16 protein-coding genes are annotated in these 22038 nt (G+C 58.4%); all 16 read left to right on the plus strand.

All coding sequences use genetic code 11. The features are described 5' to 3' along the window. Positions 1-69: 69 nt before the first annotated feature. The 16 genes from ACQGQ5_RS00435 (at position 70) to ACQGQ5_RS00510 (ending at position 22036) form a co-directional block, all read left to right on the plus strand. Complete coding sequence (locus ACQGQ5_RS00435) at positions 70-3420, plus strand: PD-(D/E)XK nuclease family protein (RefSeq protein ID WP_455734692.1); 3351 nt, start codon at positions 70-72, stop codon at positions 3418-3420. Continuing rightward, entirely contained in the window at positions 3417-6950 is a 3534-nt protein-coding gene (gene addA / locus ACQGQ5_RS00440; RefSeq protein ID WP_455734693.1) for a helicase-exonuclease AddAB subunit AddA, read from the plus strand. Before ACQGQ5_RS00435 ends, addA begins: the two co-directional genes overlap by 4 nt. A 184-nt stretch (positions 6951-7134) precedes the next feature. Further along, on the plus strand, positions 7135-7674 hold the full coding sequence (infC, locus tag ACQGQ5_RS00445) for a translation initiation factor IF-3 (RefSeq protein WP_455734869.1): 540 nt from the start codon (positions 7135-7137) through the stop codon (positions 7672-7674). A gap of 22 nt (positions 7675-7696) precedes the next feature. Further along, positions 7697-7894 carry a 50S ribosomal protein L35 gene (rpmI, locus tag ACQGQ5_RS00450; protein ID WP_038324618.1) on the plus strand — a complete coding sequence of 66 codons (198 nt, stop codon included), beginning with the start codon at positions 7697-7699 and terminating at the stop codon, positions 7892-7894. 47 nt (positions 7895-7941) lie between these two features. Continuing rightward, positions 7942-8295: a 50S ribosomal protein L20 gene (gene rplT / locus ACQGQ5_RS00455; protein ID WP_275717548.1), complete on the plus strand. Its 354-nt coding sequence runs from the start codon at positions 7942-7944 to the stop codon at positions 8293-8295. Between the two features lie 56 nt (positions 8296-8351). Then, positions 8352-9161 carry a TrmH family RNA methyltransferase gene (locus ACQGQ5_RS00460; protein ID WP_455734694.1) on the plus strand — a complete coding sequence of 270 codons (810 nt, stop codon included), beginning with the start codon at positions 8352-8354 and terminating at the stop codon, positions 9159-9161. A 2-nt stretch (positions 9162-9163) separates the two neighbouring features. After that, positions 9164-10318 (plus strand): DNA-processing protein DprA, encoded by a 1155-nt coding sequence (gene dprA / locus ACQGQ5_RS00465; RefSeq protein ID WP_455734695.1) that lies wholly within the window; start codon positions 9164-9166, stop codon positions 10316-10318. 137 nt (positions 10319-10455) lie between these two features. Next, positions 10456-12537 (plus strand): type I DNA topoisomerase, encoded by a 2082-nt coding sequence (topA, locus tag ACQGQ5_RS00470; RefSeq protein ID WP_455734696.1) that lies wholly within the window; start codon positions 10456-10458, stop codon positions 12535-12537. Next, the gene (gene trmFO, locus ACQGQ5_RS00475; protein ID WP_455734697.1) at positions 12534-13850 is read left to right on the plus strand and encodes a methylenetetrahydrofolate--tRNA-(uracil(54)-C(5))-methyltransferase (FADH(2)-oxidizing) TrmFO; all 1317 of its coding nucleotides are present in this window, start codon (positions 12534-12536) and stop codon (positions 13848-13850) included. Before topA ends, trmFO begins: the two co-directional genes overlap by 4 nt. 23 nt (positions 13851-13873) lie before the next feature. After that, on the plus strand, positions 13874-14908 hold the full coding sequence (plsX, locus tag ACQGQ5_RS00480) for a phosphate acyltransferase PlsX (protein WP_455734698.1): 1035 nt from the start codon (positions 13874-13876) through the stop codon (positions 14906-14908). Between the two features lie 31 nt (positions 14909-14939). Continuing rightward, positions 14940-15614, plus strand: a complete 675-nt coding sequence (rnc, locus tag ACQGQ5_RS00485; protein WP_455734699.1) for a ribonuclease III — start codon at positions 14940-14942, stop codon at positions 15612-15614. Then, entirely contained in the window at positions 15611-16609 is a 999-nt protein-coding gene (locus ACQGQ5_RS00490; protein WP_455734700.1) for an elongator complex protein 3, read from the plus strand. Before rnc ends, ACQGQ5_RS00490 begins: the two co-directional genes overlap by 4 nt. Before the next feature lie 13 nt (positions 16610-16622). Then, entirely contained in the window at positions 16623-20201 is a 3579-nt protein-coding gene (gene smc, locus ACQGQ5_RS00495) for a chromosome segregation protein SMC (RefSeq protein ID WP_455734701.1), read from the plus strand. A 16-nt stretch (positions 20202-20217) separates the two neighbouring features. Continuing rightward, positions 20218-21138: a signal recognition particle-docking protein FtsY gene (gene ftsY, locus ACQGQ5_RS00500; protein ID WP_455734702.1), complete on the plus strand. Its 921-nt coding sequence runs from the start codon at positions 20218-20220 to the stop codon at positions 21136-21138. Continuing rightward, a complete protein-coding gene (gene rdgB, locus ACQGQ5_RS00505; RefSeq protein ID WP_455734703.1) occupies positions 21135-21719 on the plus strand; it encodes an RdgB/HAM1 family non-canonical purine NTP pyrophosphatase in 585 nt (194 codons plus the stop codon). The genes ftsY and rdgB overlap by 4 nt, the downstream gene beginning before the upstream one ends. Next, positions 21716-22036, plus strand: coding sequence for a YhbY family RNA-binding protein (locus ACQGQ5_RS00510; RefSeq protein WP_455734704.1), 321 nt, complete (start codon positions 21716-21718; stop codon positions 22034-22036). Before rdgB ends, ACQGQ5_RS00510 begins: the two co-directional genes overlap by 4 nt. Positions 22037-22038 lie beyond the last annotated feature (2 nt).

Here is a 22038-nt window from a genome sequence, read left to right on the forward strand (position 1 = left end):
CTGTAAGCGCAGCATCCATGCTATAATGTTCAGTATGAAATCAGGATACTGAATGTTTGGGGGCATACGATGCTGCGTTTTATTTTGGGCCGCGCGGGCAGCGGGAAAACGGAACTGCTGCGGGCAGAACTGAAGAATATGGCTCAGGCCGCACAGAAAAAAATCATGCTGATCGTACCGGAGCAGTCGTCGTTTGAAAACGAGCGCGCCATGCTCCGGCTGCTCGGCGCGGAGGATGTGCAGCGCGTTTCGGTCACGAGCTTTTCCCGCCTGGCGGATCTGGTGTTCCGCCGGTACGGCGGCGGCGCGGGGCGCCGGCTGGACGACGGGGGCCGCAGCATCTTTATGAGCCTTGCGCTGGAGCAGGTGAAGGACCAGCTCAGCTTTTACCGCAAGAACGCGGAAAGCACCGAGCTTGTCGGCCTGATGATCGCCGCTTCCACGGAATTCAAAATGTGCGGCGTGACCCCGCTCGATATCGGACACGCGGCGGGGGAAATGTCCCGGGGGACCCTGCGCCAGAAAATGACGGAACTTTCCCTGATCCTTTCCGCCTATGACGCGCTGGTCGCGCAAAGCTTTATCGATCCGCTGGACGACCTGACAAGGCTGAAAAACACCCTGCAGGAGCATCGTTTCTTTTCGGAATATACCGTGGCGCTCGATTCGTTCCAGAGCTTCACGGTGCAGGAATACAATATCATCAACCTGATCCTTTCTCAGGCGGACGACCTGTACGTTACGCTCTGCACTGATCAGCTTGACGACCCGGAGCACGGCATGGGCCTGTTTTCCCTTGTCCGCCGAACCGGGAAAAACCTGACGCGGCTTGCGCGCCAAAACGGCGTGAAAATCGCGCCGCCGGTCGTTTTGCCGGGCGGGGCGCGTTTTCAAAGCAGGCCGCTGGCCGCGGTGGAGGCCGGGGCCTTCCGCTGCGGGCGCACGGCGCAGGACTGCGAAAATAACGGGGACGTCGTGCTGTATGAAGCAGACAATGCGTACGGCGAGTCCGCCTTTGTTGCCGCCTCCATCCGCCGCCTGGTGATGGAAAAGGGCTATCGCTACCGTGATTTTGCGATTATCACCCGTTCGACCGACCGTTACCGCGGGGTTCTCGACCTGGCTCTTGAGCGGTGGGAAATCCCGTATTTTATGGACAAGCCGCAGGCGATCGACGCCGAACCGCTGATGCGCCTGGTGCTTTCCGCGTTCAAAACCGTACAGTCCGGTTTTTCCTCGGACTCCGTTTTTTCGTACCTGAAAACCGGCCTGACGGCGCTCGGCACCGATGAAATCTCCCAGCTGGAAAACTATGTTTTCGTGTGGGGCAAGGAAGGGAAGCAGTGGAAAGAGGACTGGACGGAGCATCCCAAAGGGTTTGCGGAAGAAATGACGGACTCCGACCTGAAAAAGCTCGCGGAAATCAACGAAAGCCGGAAAGCGGTGATGAAGCCGCTGCTTCGGTTCGCTTCCAAACTCCGCGATACCGACGGGGAGAGGATGGCCGCGGCGGTGTACGACCTGCTTCAGGACATCGGCGCCGCCGGGCACCTGAAAGACCTCGCGCGGCATCTGTCCGACTGCGGGGAGCCGGAGCTCGCCGACCGCCAGCTGCGGCTCTGGGACCTTCTGATGGAGATTCTGGACCAGACGGCGCTGGTGCTGCAAAAGAATCCCGTCACCTCCGCGCGCTACGCGGAGCTTCTGCGTCTGGTCATTCTGGCAAATCGTATGGCAAGCATCCCGCAGGGATTGGACGAAGTGACCGTCGGGGCCGCCGACCGCACCAGAACCGGAGCGCCGAAGGTGGTCTTTCTGATGGGGACCGTGCAGGGCGAATTTCCCTTATCGCCCGGCGGGGACTGCGTTTTCAGCGACAGCGAGCGGCGGGAGCTCATCCGTCTGGGACTTCCCCTGAACGACACCCTTGAGGGTACCGCGGTGCAGGAGCGTTTCCTTGCCTACGCGGCAATGAGCGCCGTCTCCGAAAGGCTGTACATAACGTATCCGCTTACCGGCCCGGCGGGGGAAGCGAACACGCCTTCCTCCATCCCGGGCGAAATATGCTCCATTTTAAAAAATACGGCGGTCGTCAACGAGCTTCTTCTGCCGCAGACCTATTTCGCGAACGCGAAGGAACCCGACTTTGAGCTGACGGCGCAGCAGTGGAAGCACAATACCGTGCTGTCTGCCACGCTGAAAGATCTGTTCGGAAAGCGCGGCTGCGAACACCGCCTGTCCGCGATCGGCCGCGCCGCGCAGAACCGGCCCTTCGTTTTCGCTTCCCCTGAAAAAGCGACGGCGCTGTTCGGGGAAAATCTCCACGTTTCCGCGACGCAGATCGAAAAATTCTATCTGTGCCGCTTCCAGTACTTCTGCCGTTTCGGCCTGAACGCGAAGGAACGCCGGGCGGCGGAGCTGGACGCGCTGGAGTACGGCAGCCTGATGCATTTTTTACTGGAAAAGCTGTTCCGCGACACCGGCAGCGAAGCCATCCTCCGCATGAGCCCGGAGGAGCTCAAACAGGAAATCCTCCGTCTCTTAAATGTGTACGTCGATACCAAAATGAGCGGCGTTCAGAATAAGTCGCCGCGTTTTGTATACCTGTTTCTGCGTCTGGCCGATTCGGCGCAGGTGATTGCGTCCCATATCGCGCAGGAGCTTGCCCAGAGCGAATTTAAGCCCGTCGACTTCGAGCTTTCCATCGGAAAAGACGGGATTCCCCCCTTGCGTATCCCGCTGCCGGACGGGGGACAGGTGGAAATCGACGGCAAAATCGACCGGGTCGATCTTTTCGACCGGGACGGCGTCGGCTATGTGCGCGTGATCGACTATAAAACCGGCCATAAGGAATTCAAATTATCGGATATTCTTTACGGGGTCAACATGCAGATGCTGATCTATCTGGCGGCGCTGATGGAGAACGGCGACGGCCGCTACGGGGAGGTCCGGCCCGCCGGCGTGCTGTATATGCCCGCGAACCGCCCCGCCGTTTCCGCTTCCCGCAATACGGAAGCCGAAAAGATCGGGCAGGAGGCGGCGAAAAAGCTGCGGATGGACGGGCTTATATTGGACGACGCCGAAATCATCGCGGCTATGGAGCACGGCGGGCAGGGGAATTATATCCCGGTCGCGCTCAAAGACGGCGTGCCGGGCAAACGCGATCACGTGGTTTCTCCTGGGGAGCTGGCCGGTGTGATGAAACATATTAAGGAGCTGGTCGGCGCGATGGCCAAAGAGCTTCACGGCGGCGACGTTTCGGCGGTGCCGCTTTCCGGTACCTACGACGCCTGCGCGTGGTGCCCCTATGCGCCCGTCTGCGGCCATGAAAGGGACGATCCCACACGCGAGATGCGGCAGTGGGACAGGGACGAAGTCATCAAAGAGCTTACGCAGGAGAAGGGAGGGAACGAGGAATGAGCGCACGCACATGGACGCAAAGCCAGCAGGACGCGATCAAAGCTCGGGGCGGCACGCTGCTGGTATCCGCCGCGGCGGGCTCCGGAAAAACGGCGGTTCTGGTGCAGCGCGTGATTGAGCGCATGACCGACCCGCAGAATCCCACCGACGCCGACCGGCTGCTCGTCGTTACCTTCACCAAAGCCGCGGCGGCGGAAATGAGCGGACGTATCGCGGCGGAAATCGCAGGGCTGCTGGAAGCCGACCCTATGAACGTGTGGCTTCAGCGCCAGCAGATCCTGCTGACCCGCGCGCACATCAGCACCATCCACAGCTTTTGCAGCGAGCTGATCCGGGAAAACTTTTATAAGCTGGGGATTTCCCCGGATTTTCGCATCCTGGACGACAGCGAGATGAAGCTGCTGCGCGGCGACGCGGTTTCCGCCGTTCTGGAAGCGTTTTACGGACAAAACGATCCGGATTTTTACGCTCTTGTCGACGCGTTTTCCTCCGGTCGGGACGACGCGCGCATGATCCGGACCGTCGATACCCTTTACGATTTCGTCCGGTCGCATCCGTTCCCGGGCCGCTGGCTGCGGGAAAAGGCCGCCATGTACGGGGGGGAGGCTCCCGCTTCCCGGACCGTGTGGGGACGGACCGTTTTAAAGTACGCCGCGGACGCGGTGGACTACTGTATTTCCCTGACGCGCAATTCCCTTGCGCTGATGCGGGAGGACGAAAAAATCGCCGGCGCGTATGGCGACGGCTTCCATTCCGATCTGGCGGGGCTTCTGGCGCTGAAAGACGCGGCGGACGCGGGCGGCTGGGACGCCGTCTCCTTCCAGTGCGCCAATTTCGGCTTTCAAAGGCTGAAGCCCTTGCGGGGCTACGGCGACGACCCGCTGAAAAACAAGCTTTCGGCAAGCCGCAAGGAAGTGCAGGAAACCGTTAAAAAGCTGGCGGAGCTGTTCGGAGCCGACGAACGGGAATGCGGGGAAGAGATCGCCCGCATCGCCCCGCTGGTAAGGAAGCTGTTCGAGGTCACGGAAAAGTTCGGCGAAGAGCTGGACCGGCTGAAACGGGAACGCCGCGCGGCGGATTTCAGCGACCTGGAACATTACGCCTTAAAGCTGCTTGTGCGGGAGACGGACGGCGGCTTTGCACCGACGGAGGACGCCTTGGAAATATCCGCCCGGTTCGACGAGGTGATGGTCGACGAATACCAGGATACCAATGAAGCGCAGGATATGATTTTCCGCGCGGTTTCGCAAGAGGAAGGCAACCTGTTTATGGTCGGCGACGTCAAGCAGAGCATTTACCGTTTCCGTCAGGCGATGCCGCAGATTTTTCTGCGCCGCCGCGCGCAGTACCCCGATTACGACAGAACAAAGGACGAATATCCCGCCTGTGTCGTACTGGACAAAAACTTCCGCAGCCGCCGCGGGGTGACCGAAACGGTGAATTTCGTGTTCCGCCAGCTGATGAGCGAGCAGACGGGCGAGCTGGATTACACGAAAGCGGAGGAGCTGGCCGCCGGGGCGGATTACCCGCCCTGCGGCGAACCCGCGGCGCAGCTCGATATCATTGACCTTTCGGCGTCCGAAGACGATGAGGAAATGATCGCGGCGGAAAGCCGCCATATCGCGGAGCTGATCTACCGGATGACCGGGGACGGTACCACCGTGACGGACCATGGCCGGCAGCGGCCCGTCGTCTACCGGGATATCTGCATTCTGCTGCGCAGCGCGAACCGGTACGCGCACGAATACGCGCGGGAGCTGGCCGCGCTCGGGATTCCGGCCTGGGCCGACACGGCGGGCGGTTTCTTCGCGGCGGCGGAAGTGGGGGTGGCGGTTTCGCTTCTGCGCGTGATCGATAATCCGATGCAGGATATTCCGCTGCTGTCGGTGCTGATGAGCCCTATTTACGGCTTTACGGCTGACGATATGGCCGATATCCGTATCCCGTCGCGCAGCGCGCCGCTGTATCCCGCGCTCGTCTCTGCCGCGCAGGACGGCAATCCGCGCGCGGCGGACTTTCTGCGCGATATGGACGCCTACCGTACGCTGGCGGCTACCATGCCGTCGGACCGGCTGATTCAGGCGGTCTACGACAAAACGGGCTATCTGAATCTGGTTCAGGCGATGCCCAACGGGGAGCTGCGGCTTGCGAACCTCCGCCTGCTGCTCGAATACGCGAAAAAATACGAAGCTTCCGGTTACAACGGGCTTTCCGGTTTTATCCGGTTTATCGACAGGCTTCAGAAAAGCAGCGCCGACCTCGCGCCCGCTTCCACCATCAGCGAGGCGGCCAATGTTGTGAAAATCATGAGCATCCACCGCAGCAAGGGGCTGGAGTTCCCAGTCTGCATCCTCGCCGGGTGCTCCCGGCGCTTCAATAAGGAACGGGGAGACGTGCTTTTGCACCCGTCGCTCGGCCTTGGGGTAAAGCTCAGGGACGACGCCGGGCTCTGCCGCTATACGACGATGCCGCGCGAAGCGGTCGCGCTGGAGCTGGACCGCAATGAAATGAGCGAGGAGCTGCGCGTGCTGTACGTCGCCATGACGAGGGCGAAGGAAAAGCTCATCATGGTGACGACGGTCAGGGACGCGGCAAAGACGCTCGGAAAGCTCGCCGCCCGGCTGACGGAGGAAAACAGGATACAGCCCTATGTGGTGCGCAGCGTTTCCAGTATTTCCGACTGGCTGCTGCTCTGCGCCCTGCGCCACCCCGACGGCGAGCGCCTGCGCGACCTTGCCTGCGCCCTGCCGGGGATCGCCGTCGGTTCGGAGGAGCCGTGGGCCGTGAATCTGATTTATCCGCCGAAGGGGGATCCTGCCGTACAGCGGCCGGAGGAGGTTTTGCCCGCGCAGCCGGACCTGGCGCTGGAGGAAGAAATCTCCTCGGCGATGGACTATGTCTATCCGTACGCCGCCTTAAAAGGGATACAGGCTAAAGTGGCCGCCTCCGACCTTGCCGCGCGTGAATTTTCCGCGCAGTACGCCGCCGTGTCCCGCCCCGCGTTTTTAAGCAAAACGGGGCTGACTCCCGCCGAGCGCGGAACGGCGCTGCATACCTATATGCAGTTCGCGGATTACGAAAAAGCGCGCGAAGCCCCCGAAAGCGAGCTGGAACGCCTTGTCGCGCAGGGCTTCCTGACGGCCGGGCAGGGGAACGCGGTCGATCTCGCCCGCGTGCGGGCCTTCTTTGAAAGCCCGCTCGCAAAAAGGATTTTCGCTTCGGAAAACGTTCTGCGGGAATATCGCTTTACCGTGGAAATCACCGCGGGCGACGTCCGTCCGGGACTGCCGGACGAGCTGAAAAACCAGCCTGTGGTCCTGCAGGGCGCGATCGACTGCGCGTTCGAGGAAAACGGCGAGCTGGTGATCGTGGACTATAAAACCGATCGGACGAATCATCCATCGGAGCTGTGGGAACGCTACCGCGCGCAGCTTGCGCTTTACCGTCTGGCAATGGAACAGTGTACGGGGAAAAAGGTTGCCGGGTGCCTGCTTTATTCCTTCAGCCTGAATTGTGAAATCTCCAATTAACGCTTGACAAATCAAAAAATCACTGGTAAAATGATTCAGTAAAACAAAGCGGGGCATCTTGTGCCCACACCTGTGGGGTTTCGTCCGCCATGGGTCAATACGGAAACCGGCTTTTGAAAGTCGTCATTTTTGTGTATTGTTGCGCGGGCGGATATTCTGCCCGCGCTTTTATTTAACCGATAACGTGTTTTGGAGGTGCTTAACAATTAGCAACAAGGAACTGCAGATTAACGAGGAAATTCGTGACAGGGAAGTGCGTGTCGTCGGTTCGGACGGTTCTCAGCTTGGCGTCATGAGTTCGGCCCAGGCTTTGGAAAAAGCGTTTGAACAGAATCTTGATCTTGTCAAAATCGCGCCGCAGGCAACGCCGCCGGTGTGCAAGATCATTGATTACGGCAAATTCAGATTTGAGCAGGCAAAGCGTGATAAGGAAGCAAAGAAAAATCAGCGCATTGTCGATATCAAGGAAATCCGTTTGTCTTTAAACATTGACACTCACGACTTTAACACAAAAGTCGGTCACGCAACCCGCTTTTTAAAGGATGGCGACAAGGTCAAGGCTTCCATCCGCTTCCGCGGACGGGAAATGGGACATCCGGAGCAGGGTTACAGCATTATGCGGAATTTTGCTGAGGCACTCAGCGAAATCGCCAATGTGGAAAAACCGGCGAAGTTAGAGGGACGTAATATGCTCATGTTCCTTGCATCCAAACCCGCTAAGTAATCATCATAAGGAGGACAATACCATGCCTAAAATTAAGACACATACCGGCGCAAAAAAGCGCTTCAAGCTTTCCAAGAACGGAAAAGTGATCCGCGGTCACGCCAATAAATCCCATATCCTGAACAAAAAGACCACCAAGCGCAAGAGGGGCCTCAGGAAGACCACGATTGCCGACAAGACCAACGTGGCGCAGGTAAAAAGATTGATTCCTTACAAGTAAGAGTCAGTCCTGTTGATTAAAATAACCATTTCAATGGAGGTAATAGAATGGCACGTGTAAAAGGTGCGTTGATGACGCGCAAGAGAAGAAAAAAGACTTTAAAACTTGCGAGGGGCTACTGGGGTTCCAAAAGCAGACATTTTAAAATGGCCAAACAGGCCGTCATGAAATCCGGTAACTACGCGTTTATCGGACGCAAAGCAAGAAAGAGAGATTTTCGCCGCCTGTGGATTACCCGTATTTCCGCCGCATGCCGCGCGAACGACGTCAGCTATTCCGTGTTTATGAACGGGCTGAAAAAAGCGGGGATTACGCTGAACCGTAAAATGCTTGCAGAAATCGCCGTTGCCGACGAAGCCGCATTTAAGAGCTTGATTGAAAAAGCAAAGGCAGCGCTTTAAAAAGCTGTAATTGCGCCCGGAAAAAACCGGGCGCAAATTTTATATGGAGAGAAAACATGCCGGATCTGATTACAAGCCGTCAAAATGAAATCATCAAACACGCCGCACGCCTTTCCTCTGCCGCCGGGTTCCGCAGGGAACAGGGCCTTTTTCTGGCCGAGGGCGCGCGGCTCTGCCGCGACGCAGCGCAGAGCGGGGTCGGCATCAGGACTCTGTTTTACACGGCGCAGGCGGGCGAAAAATACGCGGACTATCTCGGCGAAATTCAGCCGGCGGCGGAAGAGAGCTATCTGGTGGAGCCGCACGTCGCGGCGCTTCTGTCGGACACAAAGTCCCCGCAGGGCGTTTTCTGTGTCTGCAGAATGCGCGCCGGGACGGAGGAACTCGAGGCAATGGAGCCGGGGCTTCATTACCTGGGGCTTGAGAACATTCAGGACCCGGCCAATCTGGGCGCGGTGCTCCGTACGGCGGAGGCGCTGGGAATCGGCGGCGTCCTTTTGGGCGGCAGCTGCTGCGACGTCTATTCCCCGAAGGTGCTGCGCGCCAGCATGGGCGCGGTTTTCCGCCTTCCGTTCTATGTGGGGGCCGAGCTTGCTTCCGCCATCGGGTTTCTGAACGGCCGCGGGTTCGTCACCCTTGCCGCGGTTCCGGACTCCTCTGCTCAAAAGGTGACGGAGGTCGGTTTCCGAAAGCCGACGGTGCTTTTCGTGGGCAATGAAGGAAACGGGCTTACTTCCGCGGCGGTCGCCGCCTGTTCGGGGTCGGTGACCATCCCCATGCTCGGCAGAGCGGAATCTCTCAACGCGTCGGCTTCCGCCGCGATTCTGATGTGGGAAATGATGCGCGAAAAATCGGGAGGCGTTTAAGAATGTCTGTTGACCAAAGGGCATACTGGGTGTGGCTGCAGCACGCGCTCGGCGCGGGCAGCTCCAAGCAGAACCGCATCCTTTCGGGTTACCGTTCTCTGAACGACTTTTATGCCGCGGGTATGGAAAGCTGGCTGCTCGAGGGTTACTTTACGCAGAACGAGCTGGGAAAGCTCGGCTCGTTCTCCATCGGGGACGCCGAAGCCCTGCTTGAGTACTGTGAGAAAATCGGGCAGCAGGTTCTTACGCCCGGCTGCGCCGGTTACCCCGAACCGCTCGGTGAGATTCATAACGCGCCGTGCGCGCTGTATGTGAAGGGAACCCTGCCGGACTTTTCCGCGGTTCCCAGCATCTCCATCGTGGGCACGCGCAAAGCGACCGCGACCGGCGTCGCGACCGCGCGCAGCTTCGCTTTTGAGCTTGCCAAGCAGGGGGCGGTGGTTGTCAGCGGCGGCGCGCTGGGAATCGATACGGCGGCCCACAAGGGCGCTTTGCAGGCCGGTGGGAAAACCGTCTGCGTCCTCGGCTGCGGCATCGATTATAATTACCTGATGGGAAACGCGTCCCTGCGCGAGGCCATCGCGCTTTCCGGCGCGGTCATTTCGGAGTACCCCCCGAATACGCAGGCCGTCAATTCCAACTTTCCGATCCGCAACCGCATTATTTCCGGCCTGACGCTGGGAACCCTTGTGGTGGAGGCCGCCGGGAAAAGCGGCTCGCTGATTACCGCGCAGTACGCGCTGGACCAGGGAAGGGACGTTTTCGCCGTGCCCGCCGGCATTTACAGCCCTGTTTCCCAGGGAGTGAACGGGCTGATTAAAAGCGGGGCGAAGCCCGTGTCCAACGCGGGCGAGATTCTGGAGGAGTACCTTTACCGCTTCCCCGGCCAGATCAATTTCAGGGACGAAAAAACGAATGTGATTCTTTCGCCGGAACCGGAGCCGGTACGGCCGGCGGCAGGGCCGCTGGATGAAAAGGAATTTTCAAGGGACGCCGTGCTTTTGTATTCCAGCCTGACGGATTCGCCGAGGCATCTTTCCGAACTGGAGCGCCTGACGGGCATTTCCGCCCCGCGGCTTCTGACCGCGGTGACCGAGCTGGAGCTTGCGGAAAAGATCCGTTCCCATTCGGGGCGCCGCTACAGCCTGCCGGTCTAAATATTGTTAAAAATTGCCGAATGTTCGGCAAATTTTAAAAATGTTTAATATTTTATGGTAAAACGTTATAATATTGAATAAATTCTGAATTCCGGCAAACAAAAAGAAAATAAAACAGGACAGATGAGGTGGTTTTCATGTCAAAGCTAGTGATCGTTGAATCACCGGCCAAGGCCAAGACAATCAAGAAGTTTTTAGGCTCGGGTTACGATGTGATCGCGTCCATGGGACATGTACGCGATTTGTCGGAAAACCGTTTGAGCGTTGACGTAAAAAACGATTTTAAACCGAAGTATGAAATTATCAAGGGAAAGGAAAAGCTGGTTCAGGAGCTGAAGGACAAAGCCGAAAAAAGCGACGGCGTCCTGCTCGCGACCGACCCCGACCGCGAAGGAGAGGCGATATCCTGGCATCTGGCGTACATCCTCGGCCTTGATACCGAAAATGACAACCGTATCACTTTTAATGAAATTACGAAAACGGGCGTTACCAAAGGAATGGAGAACCCCCGCACGATCGATATCGACCTTGTCAACGCGCAGCAGGCCCGCCGTATCCTGGACCGTCTCGTGGGCTATAAGCTGAGCCCGTTCCTGTCGCAGAAAATCCGCAGGGGCCTTTCCGCCGGGCGCGTGCAGTCCGTCGCGGTGCGCATTATCGTGGACCGCGAGGAGGAAATCCGCGCTTTCGTACCCGAGGAATACTGGACGATCGACGCAAAATTCGTCCCACACGGTTCCCGCCGGGCCTTTGGCGCAACCTTTTACGGCGACACCAACGGAAAGATCAAAATATCGGACAAGGAACAGACCGACAAGATTCTTGCGGAGCTGGAAAACGCGGAATACCGCATTGTCAAGCTGAAGAAAGGCACGCGCAAGAAGTCGCCCGCGCCGCCGTTTATTACCTCCACTCTTCAGCAGGAGGCTTCCCGCAGGCTGGGCTTTCAGGCCCGCCGCACCATGAAGGCCGCTCAGGAGCTGTATGAAGGCATTGAAATCAACGAAATGGGCGCCGTCGGTCTGATTACTTACATGAGAACGGATTCGCTCCGTATTTCCGAAGACGCGATCAAGGATGCGGGCGACTATATTCTGGAGCGCTGGGGCAAAAAATATCTGCCCGACACGCCGCGCCATTTTAAAACAAAAGCCGGCGCGCAGGACGGCCACGAGGCCATCCGCCCGTCCATGCCGGGGCTTTCTCCGGACAAGGTGAAGGAAAGCCTGACGGGCGACCAGTATAAGCTGTATAAGCTGATCTGGGAACGTTTCATCGCCTGCCAGATGGCCAACTGCCTGCAGAGCACCACGCAGGCCGATATTCAGGCAAAGGACTATATTTTCAAGGCCTCCGGCTACACCGTCACCTTTGACGGCTTTACCGTGCTCTATGAAGAGGGCAGGGATGAGGAAGCGGAACGGGAAGGCTCTCTGCCGGTGCTGGAAAAGGATATGCTGCTCAAGCTGAAGGAAATCGCGGGCAACCAGCATTTTACACAGCCGCCCCCGCGTTATACGGAGGCTTCCCTCATCAAAGCGCTGGAGGAAAACGGAATCGGCCGTCCGTCCACCTACGCCGCGACCATCTCGACGATTACGGGCCGCGAATATGTTGTGCGCGAGGGCAAAGCCCTGAAACCGACGGAGCTGGGAGAGGTTTCGACCAAGCTGATGCGGGAGAAGTTCCCGAAAATCGTCAATATCAAATTTACCGCGCAGGTGGAGAACGATCTGGACAGCGTCCAGAGCGGAAAGACCGACTGGATTCAGACGCTCCATGATTTTTACGGTGATTTCGACAAGACGCTCAAGCAGGCCAAAGAGGATATGCAGGGCGTGAAGATTCAGCTCAAAGAGGACGAAACCGATATTATCTGCGAAAAATGCGGCCGCAGAATGGTCATTAAGACCGGCCGCTACGGCAAATTTATCGCCTGCCCGGGATATCCGGAATGCAAGAACATCAAGAAGCTGGTACAGGAAACCGGAGCAGAATGCCCCAAGTGCGGCGGCAAGGTCATCGTGAAAAAATCCAAGAAGGGCCGGATCTTTTACGGATGCTCCGAGTACCCGAAGTGCGACTTCATCTCATGGGACGAACCGAGCACGGAAAAATGCCCGCGCTGCGGCAAGACCCTGCTGAAAAAGAAGGGGAAGCATCCGAAATACTACTGCATTACCCCTGACTGCGGCTATGAGAAAACGGAGGAAGAATGAGTATCAGAGTCGTCGGCGCGGGTCTGGCCGGCTGTGAGGCCGCGTGGCAGATCGCCCGGGCGGGAATCGAGGTCGAGCTTTACGAAATGAAGCCGGTCCGGTATTCCCCGGCGCACCACAGTCTGGACTTTGCCGAGCTGATCTGTTCCAACTCCCTGAAAGCGGAGCGCGTGGAAAGCGCCGCCGGACTTTTGAAAGAGGAAATGAGGCGGCTGCATTCCCTGCTGATGCAGTGCGCGGACGGCTGCCGGGTACCGGCGGGCGGCGCGCTCGCGGTTGACCGGGACCGGTTCTCGCAGGCCGTCACGCAAAAAATATCCGCTCACCCGCTGATTCATATCCACCGTGAGGAAATTACGGAAATACCCCGGGACGGGATCGCCGTGATCGCGACAGGCCCCCTTACCGCGGATGCGCTTGCCAGAAAAATCGCCGCTCTCTGCGGCGGAAGCCTCAGCTTCTTTGACGCCGCCGCGCCGATCGTGTCCGCGGAAAGCCTGAACAGGGACAGAATCTTTGCCGCGTCCCGCTACGACAAGGGCGGGGACGACGCATACCTGAACTGTCCGATGGACAAAGAGGAATACGAGCGCTTCTGCGCCGCCCTGGTTTCCGCCGAGCGCGCGCCCGTACGCGATTTCGACGTCGCCGACCCGAAGGTGTACGAGGGCTGCATGCCGGTGGAGGTGATGGCGCAGCGCGGGACGGATACCCTGCGTTTCGGCCCGCTCAAGCCGGTCGGCCTGCGCGACCCGCAAACGGGCCACCGCCCGTGGGCGGTTGTACAGCTGAGGCGGGAGGACAGTCAGGGAACGCTGTACAATCTGGTGGGCTTTCAGACCAACCTGAAATTCGGGGAACAGAAGCGTGTGTTCGGGATGATCCCGGGCCTTGAAAACGCCGAATATTTCCGTTACGGCGTCATGCACCGCAATACCTTCCTGAATTCGCCCAAAGTGCTTTCCGCCGACTACAGCCTGCGCGAACGGCCGGCCCTCTTTTTCGCCGGTCAGATTACCGGCGTGGAGGGGTACATGGAATCCGCTTCGTCCGGCATCATGGCGGGAATCAACGCTGTGCGCCGCCTGAACGGGCGGGATACGCTGGTTCTGCCGGACACGACCATGATCGGCGCGCTGAGCCGCTATGTGGCGTGCGGCAGTGAAGCCGATTTTCAGCCCATGGGGGCCAACTTCGGCGTGATCCCGCCGCTCGAGGCGCATATCCGCGACAAAAAGGAGCGCTACGCCGCCTTTTCCGCCCGTTCCCTGCGGGAATTGAAAAAAATAATGACAGATAATCAACTGGAATGAATGTCAAAACAGAGGTGTTTCCAATGAAAATAATCGTTGACGCATTTGGAGGCGACAACGCCCCCCTCGAAATTCTGAAAGGCTGCGCACAGGCCGTCGCGGAGCTGGACGTCGATATTCTGCTGACCGGGCGGGAGGAGGAAATCCGCCGGGTGGCGAAGGAACATGAGGTTTCCCTGAACCGTATGCAGATTATCGATGTGCCGGACGTGATCACCATGGAAGAGCACGCCGGGGAAATCATGAAATCGAAATCCAATTCCTCCATGGCGGAAGCGCTGCGCCGTCTGGCCGCCGGGGAAGGCGACGCCTGTATTTCCGCGGGCAACAGCGGCGCTCTGGTAGTCGGCGCGACCCTGATCATCAAAAGGATCAAGGGGATCAAGCGCGTCGCCTTTGCGCCGGTCATGCCGAAAAGGGAAGGCTGCTTTATGCTGATCGACTCCGGCGCGAACGTGGACTGCAAGCCGGACATGCTCCGCCAGTTCGGCGTGATGGGTTCCGTTTACATGCAGAAGGTCATGAATATCGACCATCCGCGGGTCGCTCTCGCCAACGTCGGCACGGAGGAACACAAGGGCGGCGACCTTCAGCACGAAGCGTTTGCCCTGCTGAAAAACTCCGGCCTGAACTTTGTCGGCAATATCGAAGCGCGCGATATCCCGCTGGACGCCGGCGACGTGATTGTTGCGGACGGCTTTACCGGAAATTCGATTTTAAAAACATATGAGGGTGTAGCCATCCTGCTGATGGGAAAGCTAAAGGGGATCTTCACGAAAAATTCTCTGAACAAGCTTGCGGCGGCGATTGTTTTGAAGGACATCAAAGCGCTCCAAAAGACGATGGATTACAACGAATACGGCGGCGCCCCGCTGATGGGCTGCGCCAAACCGGTGTTCAAGGCGCACGGCAGCGCAAAGGCAAAAACCTTCTATAACGCGCTGCGCCTGTTAAAATTCTATGTTTCCGGCGGCGTTGTCGACGAAATCGCAAGCTCCATTGAGAACTATAAAAAGAATACCGCAAAAGAATCCGGCGATGAAGATGCGGCGGAATAAGGTAAGATTCGTTTTAACGGAGCGTGAGTTTATGAAAGAACTGGAAGACAAACTGGAGTACCATTTTAAAAATCAGCAGTATCTGAGAACGGCGCTGACCCATTCGTCCTATGCCAACGAAACACGGGTGCCGGGCGGCAGCAACGAGCGGCTGGAGTTCCTCGGGGACTCGATCCTGGGGCTGGTGGTGGCGGATTACCTGTTTAAGCAGTTCCCCGAACTGCCGGAAGGCGATCTTACGAAAAAGCGGGCCGCGCTGGTCTGTGAAAAGGCCTGCTGCGGATTCTCCACCCAGCTGGAGGTCGGGAAGTTCCTGCTTTTAAGCCACGGGGAACAGAACTCCGGCGGCCGCACGCGTTCCTCCATCCTGGCCGACGCGTTCGAGTCCATTATCGCCGCCATCTATCTGGACGGCGGCATGGAGGAGGCCCGCAAATTTATCCTTCGCTTTGTCCTGCCCCTGCTGCAGACGGCAAGGCCGAAGGCCTTCAAGGATTATAAGACCGCCCTGCAGGAGATCATCCAGCAGAATCCGGAGGAGCATCTGGAATATGTGCTGACGGGCGAAAGCGGCCCCGACCACGACAAGCATTTTACCGTGGAGGTCCACCTGAACAGCAACGTCATCGGCAAGGGCGGCGGGCGCAGCAAAAAAGAGGCCGAGCAGCAGGCTGCCCGCGAAGCAATGGAGCTGATGGGTTATTGAAACACGCCAACGTAGCGATTTTCGTACCCCACAACGGCTGCCCGCACCAGTGCAGCTTCTGCAACCAGCGCGCCATTACCGGCCAGCTGGCGCAGCCCTCGCCGCAGGACGTGCAAAACGCGGCCGGGATCGCGAAAAACAGCCTGCGCGGGAATGCGAAAAATGCGGAGATTGCCTTTTTCGGCGGCAGCTTTACCGCGATCGAGCCGGGCTATATGGTTTCCCTTCTGGAAGCGGCGGTGCCTTTTGTAAAGGACGGCACCTTTGCAGGAATCCGCGTTTCCACAAGGCCGGACTGTATAGACGAAGAGATTTTGAAGCTGCTGAAAAAATACGGCGTGACCTCGATCGAGCTCGGCGCGCAGAGCATGGACGACCGTGTCCTTCGGCTGAACCGGCGCGGACATAACGCGCAACAGGTCGCCGCGGCGGCGCGGCTGGTGAAATCCAGCGGCTTTACGCTTGGGCTGCAGATGATGACCGGGCTTTACGGCGATACCGCCGAAGGCAGCGTGCTGACCGCGAGAAAGCTGGCCGCGCTCCGTCCGGAAAATATGCGGATTTATCCGACCGTCATTATGCGGGGGACGGAGCTGGGCGACCGATATCTCAGGGGAGAGTACCAAACGCTGAATCTGGAAGAAACCGTGCAGCTCTGCGCCGGACTGCTGGATTTCTTCGAGGATCAGGGCATCAGGGTCATCCGCCTGGGACTGCACAGCTCGCCGGAGCTGGAGCGGGACATGCTCGCCGGACCGTGGCATCCGGCTTTCGGGGAGCTTTGCGAAAGCGCGCGCCTGCTTCGCAGAATTTCCGCGTACTTACGGCAAAATCCGCAGTTAAAAGACAGTATTATGATTAAGGTGAACCCGAAAACGGTATCCAAGGCTGCGGGCCAGAAAAAATGCAATTTGACCGCGCTTGCGCAGCTGGGCTACCGCGCAAAAATCGTACAGGACGCGGGCGTTTCGGAGAATTGCTTTACGATAGAATAATTGAGGTGAGAATATGCTGTTGAAGTCGCTGGAAATTCAGGGGTTCAAGACATTTCCGGATAAGACAACTCTCAGCTTCGACCATGGAATCACGGCGGTCGTGGGCCCGAACGGAAGCGGAAAAAGCAATATCAGCGACGCTGTCCGCTGGGTTCTGGGCGAACAGTCCACCCGGGTGCTCCGCTGCACGAAAATGGAGGACGTCATTTTCAGCGGCACTCCCGTGCGCAGGGCACAGGGGTTTGCCGAGGTGACCCTGAATATTGACAATGCCCTTCGCCAGCTTCCGTTTGATGCCGACAACGTGGCGGTCACCCGCCGGTATTACCGCTCCGGGGACAGTGAATATTTGATCAATAAGGCCGCGGTGCGGCTGAAGGATATCAACGAGCTTTTTATGGACACCGGCCTTGGCCGCGACGGATACTCCATTATCGGACAGGGCAAGATCGACAGTATCGTGGCCGCCCGTTCGGAGGACCGCCGCGAAATTTTTGAAGAGGCCGCGGGAATTTCCCGCTTCCGTTACCGCAAGGAGGAATCCGAGCGCAGGCTGAATCAGGCCGAGGACAACCTCCTCCGCCTGAGGGATATTCTAACGGAGCTGCAGGACAGGGTCGGCCCGTTAAAGGAGCAATCCGAAAAGGCGCAGCAGTACCTTGCCTACGCCGCTGAAAAGCGTACGCTGGAAATCGGGCTCTGGCTCAATACGCTGGAAAAATCGGGCCGGGTCCTGCGCGAGCACGACGATAAAATTCTGATTGCCCATGACCAGCATGAAACGGTGGAGCGGGAGCTTCAGGAAATAGACGAAAAAATCGAGCAGAATTTCAGGGAAGCCGGCGCCTGTACCGCAAAGGTGGATGAAATCCGCCAGGAGGCGGCCAGGCAGGAGGAAAACGCCGTCAAAAAAGACGGCGAAGCGTCGGTCCTGCAGAACGATATTCAGCACAACGAAGAAAATATCGGGCGTATCCGAAAGGAAATCGAGCAAAGCGCCGTTTCCAGTCAGGATATGGAAAAGGAAATCGATCAGAAAAAGACTCAGATCCGGCAGAAAACAGAGTACATAAACGAGAAGAATCGACTGACCCAAACCTATACTGAACAATTGGAAGAACTCCGCCGGAGCATGAACGAAACCACCGGGAAAATCGACGGATACACGCGGGAAATTGCGGAATGCGCCAATCAGGCGACGGAAGCAAAGGTTGCGGAGATGACGGCGGTTTCCTCCATCACCGAAATACAGCTTCGGCTTACCGATATTGCCCAGACCGTCCGCGCCAAAAAGGAGCAGATGGCACAGCTTCAGAAAGAGTCCGGCGATTACGCGAAAATGCTTTCCGACACCGACGAGCGGATCGGCGCGCTGACCAACACGGCGAAGGGCTACGAGCTGCGGCTGAACACGCGCCGCCAGCGGATGGAAACGGTCAAGCAGCAGAGCGAAACGCTCCGTCTGGACGCACAGGAGCACGCGCGCAAGGCACACCTTCTGGAGGAACTGGAACGCAATCTGGAAGGCTTCTCTCACAGTGTCAAAATTGTGATGAAGGAAGCCGGGCGGGGGACCGTCAGCGGCATCCACGGGCCGGTTTCCCGACTGATCAAAGTACCTTCCGAATACGCCGTCGCCATTGAAACGGCGTTGGGCGCGGCCATGCAGAACATTGTCGTCGGTAATGAGCAGGACGCGAAAAACGCGATCCGTTTGCTTAAACAGCGCGATTCCGGCCGGGCAACCTTTCTTCCGCTCACCACGATCCGGGGAAACGTTCTGCAGGAAAACGGCCTTGACGACTGCCCCGGCTTCGTCGGCATCGCGGGCCGCCTGTGCAGCTGTGATGAAAAATACAACGGGATCCTGAATTCCCTTTTGGGGCGCATTGCCGTGGCGGAGGACCTGGACAGCGCCGTCGCGATCGCCAAGCGCTACAACTACCGGTTCCGTATTGTTACGCTGGACGGGCAGGTCGTCAACGCGGGCGGTTCGCTCACGGGCGGTTCGCTCGCCAGAAACTCCGGACTGCTCAGCCGCGCGTCGGAAATTGAGCGCATCCGGGCGGAAGCCGCCGAGCTCCAGAAGAAAGCGGAAGCCGCCGCCGCGGCGCTGAAAACCGCTTCGGAAGAGGTTTCTTCCTGTGAAGCGGAGCTTGCCGCAGCCAAGGCGGAGCTTTCCTCCGCGCAGGAAGAGCGCGTGAAAATCGATTCCGAGCACAGGCGCGCGCTTGCCGACCTGGCCGCCGCCTCCCGCGACTGCGACGCTCTGGACGAGGAAAACAAAACGGCCGGCGCAAGGCTCAGCCTTCAAAAAGAAGCGCAGCAGGCCGCGCAGGCCCGCTCAAAGGAAATTGCGGAAAAACAGGCCGCTTTTCAGGCGGAGCTCAGTAAGATCAGCGGCAGCCGCACCGAGCTGAACCAGACCGGCGACGAGCTCTCCGCGCAGCTTCAGGAAATCCGCATGGCCTGTCTCTCGGCGCAGAAGGACGTCGAGTCCCTGAAGGCGGGGATCGAGGACATCGAACGCCGAAAGCAGGACCACGAGGGCCGGACGGAAGCGCTGAAGGAAGAGATCAACGCCGTCCGGGCCGCCAGCGCCGCGCTGACCGTCCGTGTGGAGGAACTGAAAGAGCAGGCCGCCGCCCTTCGCGAAGCCGCGAAAAAATGCGGCGGGCAAATCGAAGAGCTGAACGCCAGACGGATGGAGTATGAACGCCTCTCCGCGGAAATGCGCGCGAAGGAACATGAAAAATCGGCGGAAAAAGAAAAAATAGGCCATGAGCTTGCCCGTCTGGAGGAACGCAAGGCTAACCTTCAGAAAGAGTATGATGAAATAATCAGCCGCTTATGGGAAGAATACGAACTGACGCGCCGGGAAGCGGAAGAGACGGGCGCGAAAATAGAAAATCCGGCGCAGGCGCAGAAACGCCTGAACGAGCTGAAAAATAAGATCAAGGCGCTCGGCTCCGTCAATGTGGCCGCGGTCGAGGAATACAAAGAAGTTTCCGAACGCTACGAGTTTATGAAAGCCCAGATCGAAGACGTCGAGAAAAGCCGCGACGAGCTCAAAAAGCTGATCGGCGAGCTGACGCATCAGATGCGCGGCCTGTTTGTGGAACGCTTCGGGCAGATCAACGAAAATTTCAAACAGACGTTCCGGGAGCTGTTCGGGGGCGGTACCGCCGAGCTGGCGCTGAGCGCGCCCGACGATATTTTAAATTCGGGCATCGAGATCTCCGTACAGCCGCCGGGCAAGATCATCACGCACCTGGAGTCGCTCTCCGGCGGGGAAAAGGCGCTGGTGGCGATCGCCCTGTATTTTGCGATTATGAAGGTCAACCCGCCGCCGTTCTGCGTACTCGACGAAATCGAAGCCGCGCTGGACGACGTGAACGTTGACCGGTTTGCCGCGTATCTGCGCCGCATGAATAAAAACACGCAGTTTATTGTGATCACGCACCGCCGCGGCAGCATGGAGGAAGCGGATGTGCTTTACGGCGTCACCATGCAGGACGAGGGCATTTCCAAACTGCTGGAGCTGCATGTGTCCGAAATTGAGGCCAAGCTTGGCATGAAGGAACAACATTGAGGAAGGAGACAATCCAATGGGCTTATTCTCAAAGATAAAAGAGGGATTAAAAAAGACAAGGGACAAAATGAGCTCCTCCGTGGAGTCCATGCTCCGCTCCTTTACCTCTATCGACGAGGAGCTTTTTGAGGAGCTGGAAGAGCTGCTCGTCATGGGCGACGTCGGCGTGTCCACCGCGGAGCATATCTGCGATACGCTCCGAAAAAAGGTAAAGGAACAGGGCGTTACCGACCCGGAAGCGATTTACGGGATGCTGCGCGAAACCGTTGCGGAAATGCTCCGCGGCGGCGAAGAGCTGCAGATTTCCACCAAACCGTCCGTGATTCTGGTCATCGGCGTCAACGGCGTCGGCAAAACGACCACCATCGGGAAAATCGCGTCCCGGTTAAAGGGCGAGGGGAAAAAGGTCGTCCTCGGCGCGGCGGATACCTTCCGCGCCGCCGCCGTGGAACAGCTGGAGGTCTGGGCGCAGCGCTCCGGCGCCGAGCTGGTGAAGCAGCCGGAGGGCAGCGACCCCGCCTCCGTGGTATACGACGCGGTTGCCGCCGCCAAGGCCCGGGGAGCGGACGTGGTGATCTGCGACACGGCCGGACGGCTTCACAATAAAAAGAACCTGATGGACGAGCTTTCCAAAATCGGCCGCGTCATTGACCGGGAGCTGCCGGACGCGGACAAAGAGGTGTTGCTGGTGCTCGACGCCACTACCGGCCAGAACGCCGTGAACCAGGCGCGCGAATTCCAGAACGCGGCCGGCATCACCGGGATCGTGCTGACCAAGCTGGACGGCACCGCGCGCGGCGGCGTGGTGCTCGCCATCCGCGAAAATCTGGGAATCCCGGTCAAATTCATCGGAGTCGGGGAGCAGGTCGACGACCTTCAGCCGTTCGACGCCGACGAATTTGCCGAGGCTTTATTTGCAAGGGAGAATCAGGAATGAAATTTGTCATGGCTACCCATAATCAGAAGAAGCTTCAGGAGCTTGAGCGCATCTTAACGCCGCTCCATATCTCCGTTTCGGCGCCCGACCTGCCGGAGGTGGAGGAAACGGGGACCACCTTTGCGGAAAATGCGTTTCTCAAAGCGGATTCGGCCTGCCGGGAAACGGGGCTGCCCGCCGTTGCGGACGACTCCGGCCTGATGGTGGACGCTCTGGGCGGAGCGCCGGGCGTGTATTCGGCCCGGTACGCCGGGGAGGGCGCGACCGATCTTGACCGGATCCATAAGCTGCTGGATGCGGTTAAGGATGTTCCGCAGGAGAAGCGTGCGGCGAAATTCGTCAGCGCCATCTGCTGTGTTTTCCCGGACGGAGACCGGGTCACCGCACAGGGCGAATGCGCGGGGACCATCGCGTTCGCCCCCGAAGGGGAGGGCGGCTTCGGCTACGACCCGATTTTTCTTGTCAACGGAAAATCCTTCGCCCGGCTGACTGCGGAGGAAAAGGATGAAATCAGCCACCGAGGCCGGGCGCTCAGGGCGTTCGCCGAAAAATTACGGAACAGAAAGGAATCAAACGGATGATAACCAGTAAACAGCGCGCATTTCTCCGTTCCCTCGCGAACGAGATCGATACCATTTTAATGGTGGGAAAATCCGGCGTCGGCCCGGACGTCGTCAAACAGGCGGACGACGCCCTGACCGCGCGGGAAATCCTGAAAGGGAAAGTGCTGGAGACCTCTCCCGTCCCCGTCAGGGACACCGCCGAACGGATTGCCGCCGAGACGGGCTCGCAGGTCGTACAGGTCATCGGTTCCAAGTTTGTACTGTACCGCAGAAACGAAAAAGAACCGAAAATCACTCTTCCCAAAGCGGCAAAAAAGGAATATGATATGACATAAGG

The organism is Caproiciproducens sp. (assembly GCF_053840905.1).

Coding starts and splice junctions, on each gene's coding strand:
- topA (WP_455734696.1), top strand. CDS start 10,456: ATGTCAAAGCTAGTGATCGTTGAATCACCGGCCAAGGCCAAGACAATC.
- ACQGQ5_RS00435 (WP_455734692.1), top strand. CDS start 70: ATGCTGCGTTTTATTTTGGGCCGCGCGGGCAGCGGGAAAACGGAACTG.
- ACQGQ5_RS00510 (WP_455734704.1), top strand. CDS start 21,716: ATGATAACCAGTAAACAGCGCGCATTTCTCCGTTCCCTCGCGAACGAG.
- trmFO (WP_455734697.1), top strand. CDS start 12,534: ATGAGTATCAGAGTCGTCGGCGCGGGTCTGGCCGGCTGTGAGGCCGCG.
- ACQGQ5_RS00460 (WP_455734694.1), top strand. CDS start 8,352: ATGCCGGATCTGATTACAAGCCGTCAAAATGAAATCATCAAACACGCC.
- ftsY (WP_455734702.1), top strand. CDS start 20,218: ATGGGCTTATTCTCAAAGATAAAAGAGGGATTAAAAAAGACAAGGGAC.
- smc (WP_455734701.1), top strand. CDS start 16,623: ATGCTGTTGAAGTCGCTGGAAATTCAGGGGTTCAAGACATTTCCGGAT.
- dprA (WP_455734695.1), top strand. CDS start 9,164: ATGTCTGTTGACCAAAGGGCATACTGGGTGTGGCTGCAGCACGCGCTC.
- rnc (WP_455734699.1), top strand. CDS start 14,940: ATGAAAGAACTGGAAGACAAACTGGAGTACCATTTTAAAAATCAGCAG.
- rpmI (WP_038324618.1), top strand. CDS start 7,697: ATGCCTAAAATTAAGACACATACCGGCGCAAAAAAGCGCTTCAAGCTT.
- rplT (WP_275717548.1), top strand. CDS start 7,942: ATGGCACGTGTAAAAGGTGCGTTGATGACGCGCAAGAGAAGAAAAAAG.
- addA (WP_455734693.1), top strand. CDS start 3,417: ATGAGCGCACGCACATGGACGCAAAGCCAGCAGGACGCGATCAAAGCT.
- plsX (WP_455734698.1), top strand. CDS start 13,874: ATGAAAATAATCGTTGACGCATTTGGAGGCGACAACGCCCCCCTCGAA.
- rdgB (WP_455734703.1), top strand. CDS start 21,135: ATGAAATTTGTCATGGCTACCCATAATCAGAAGAAGCTTCAGGAGCTT.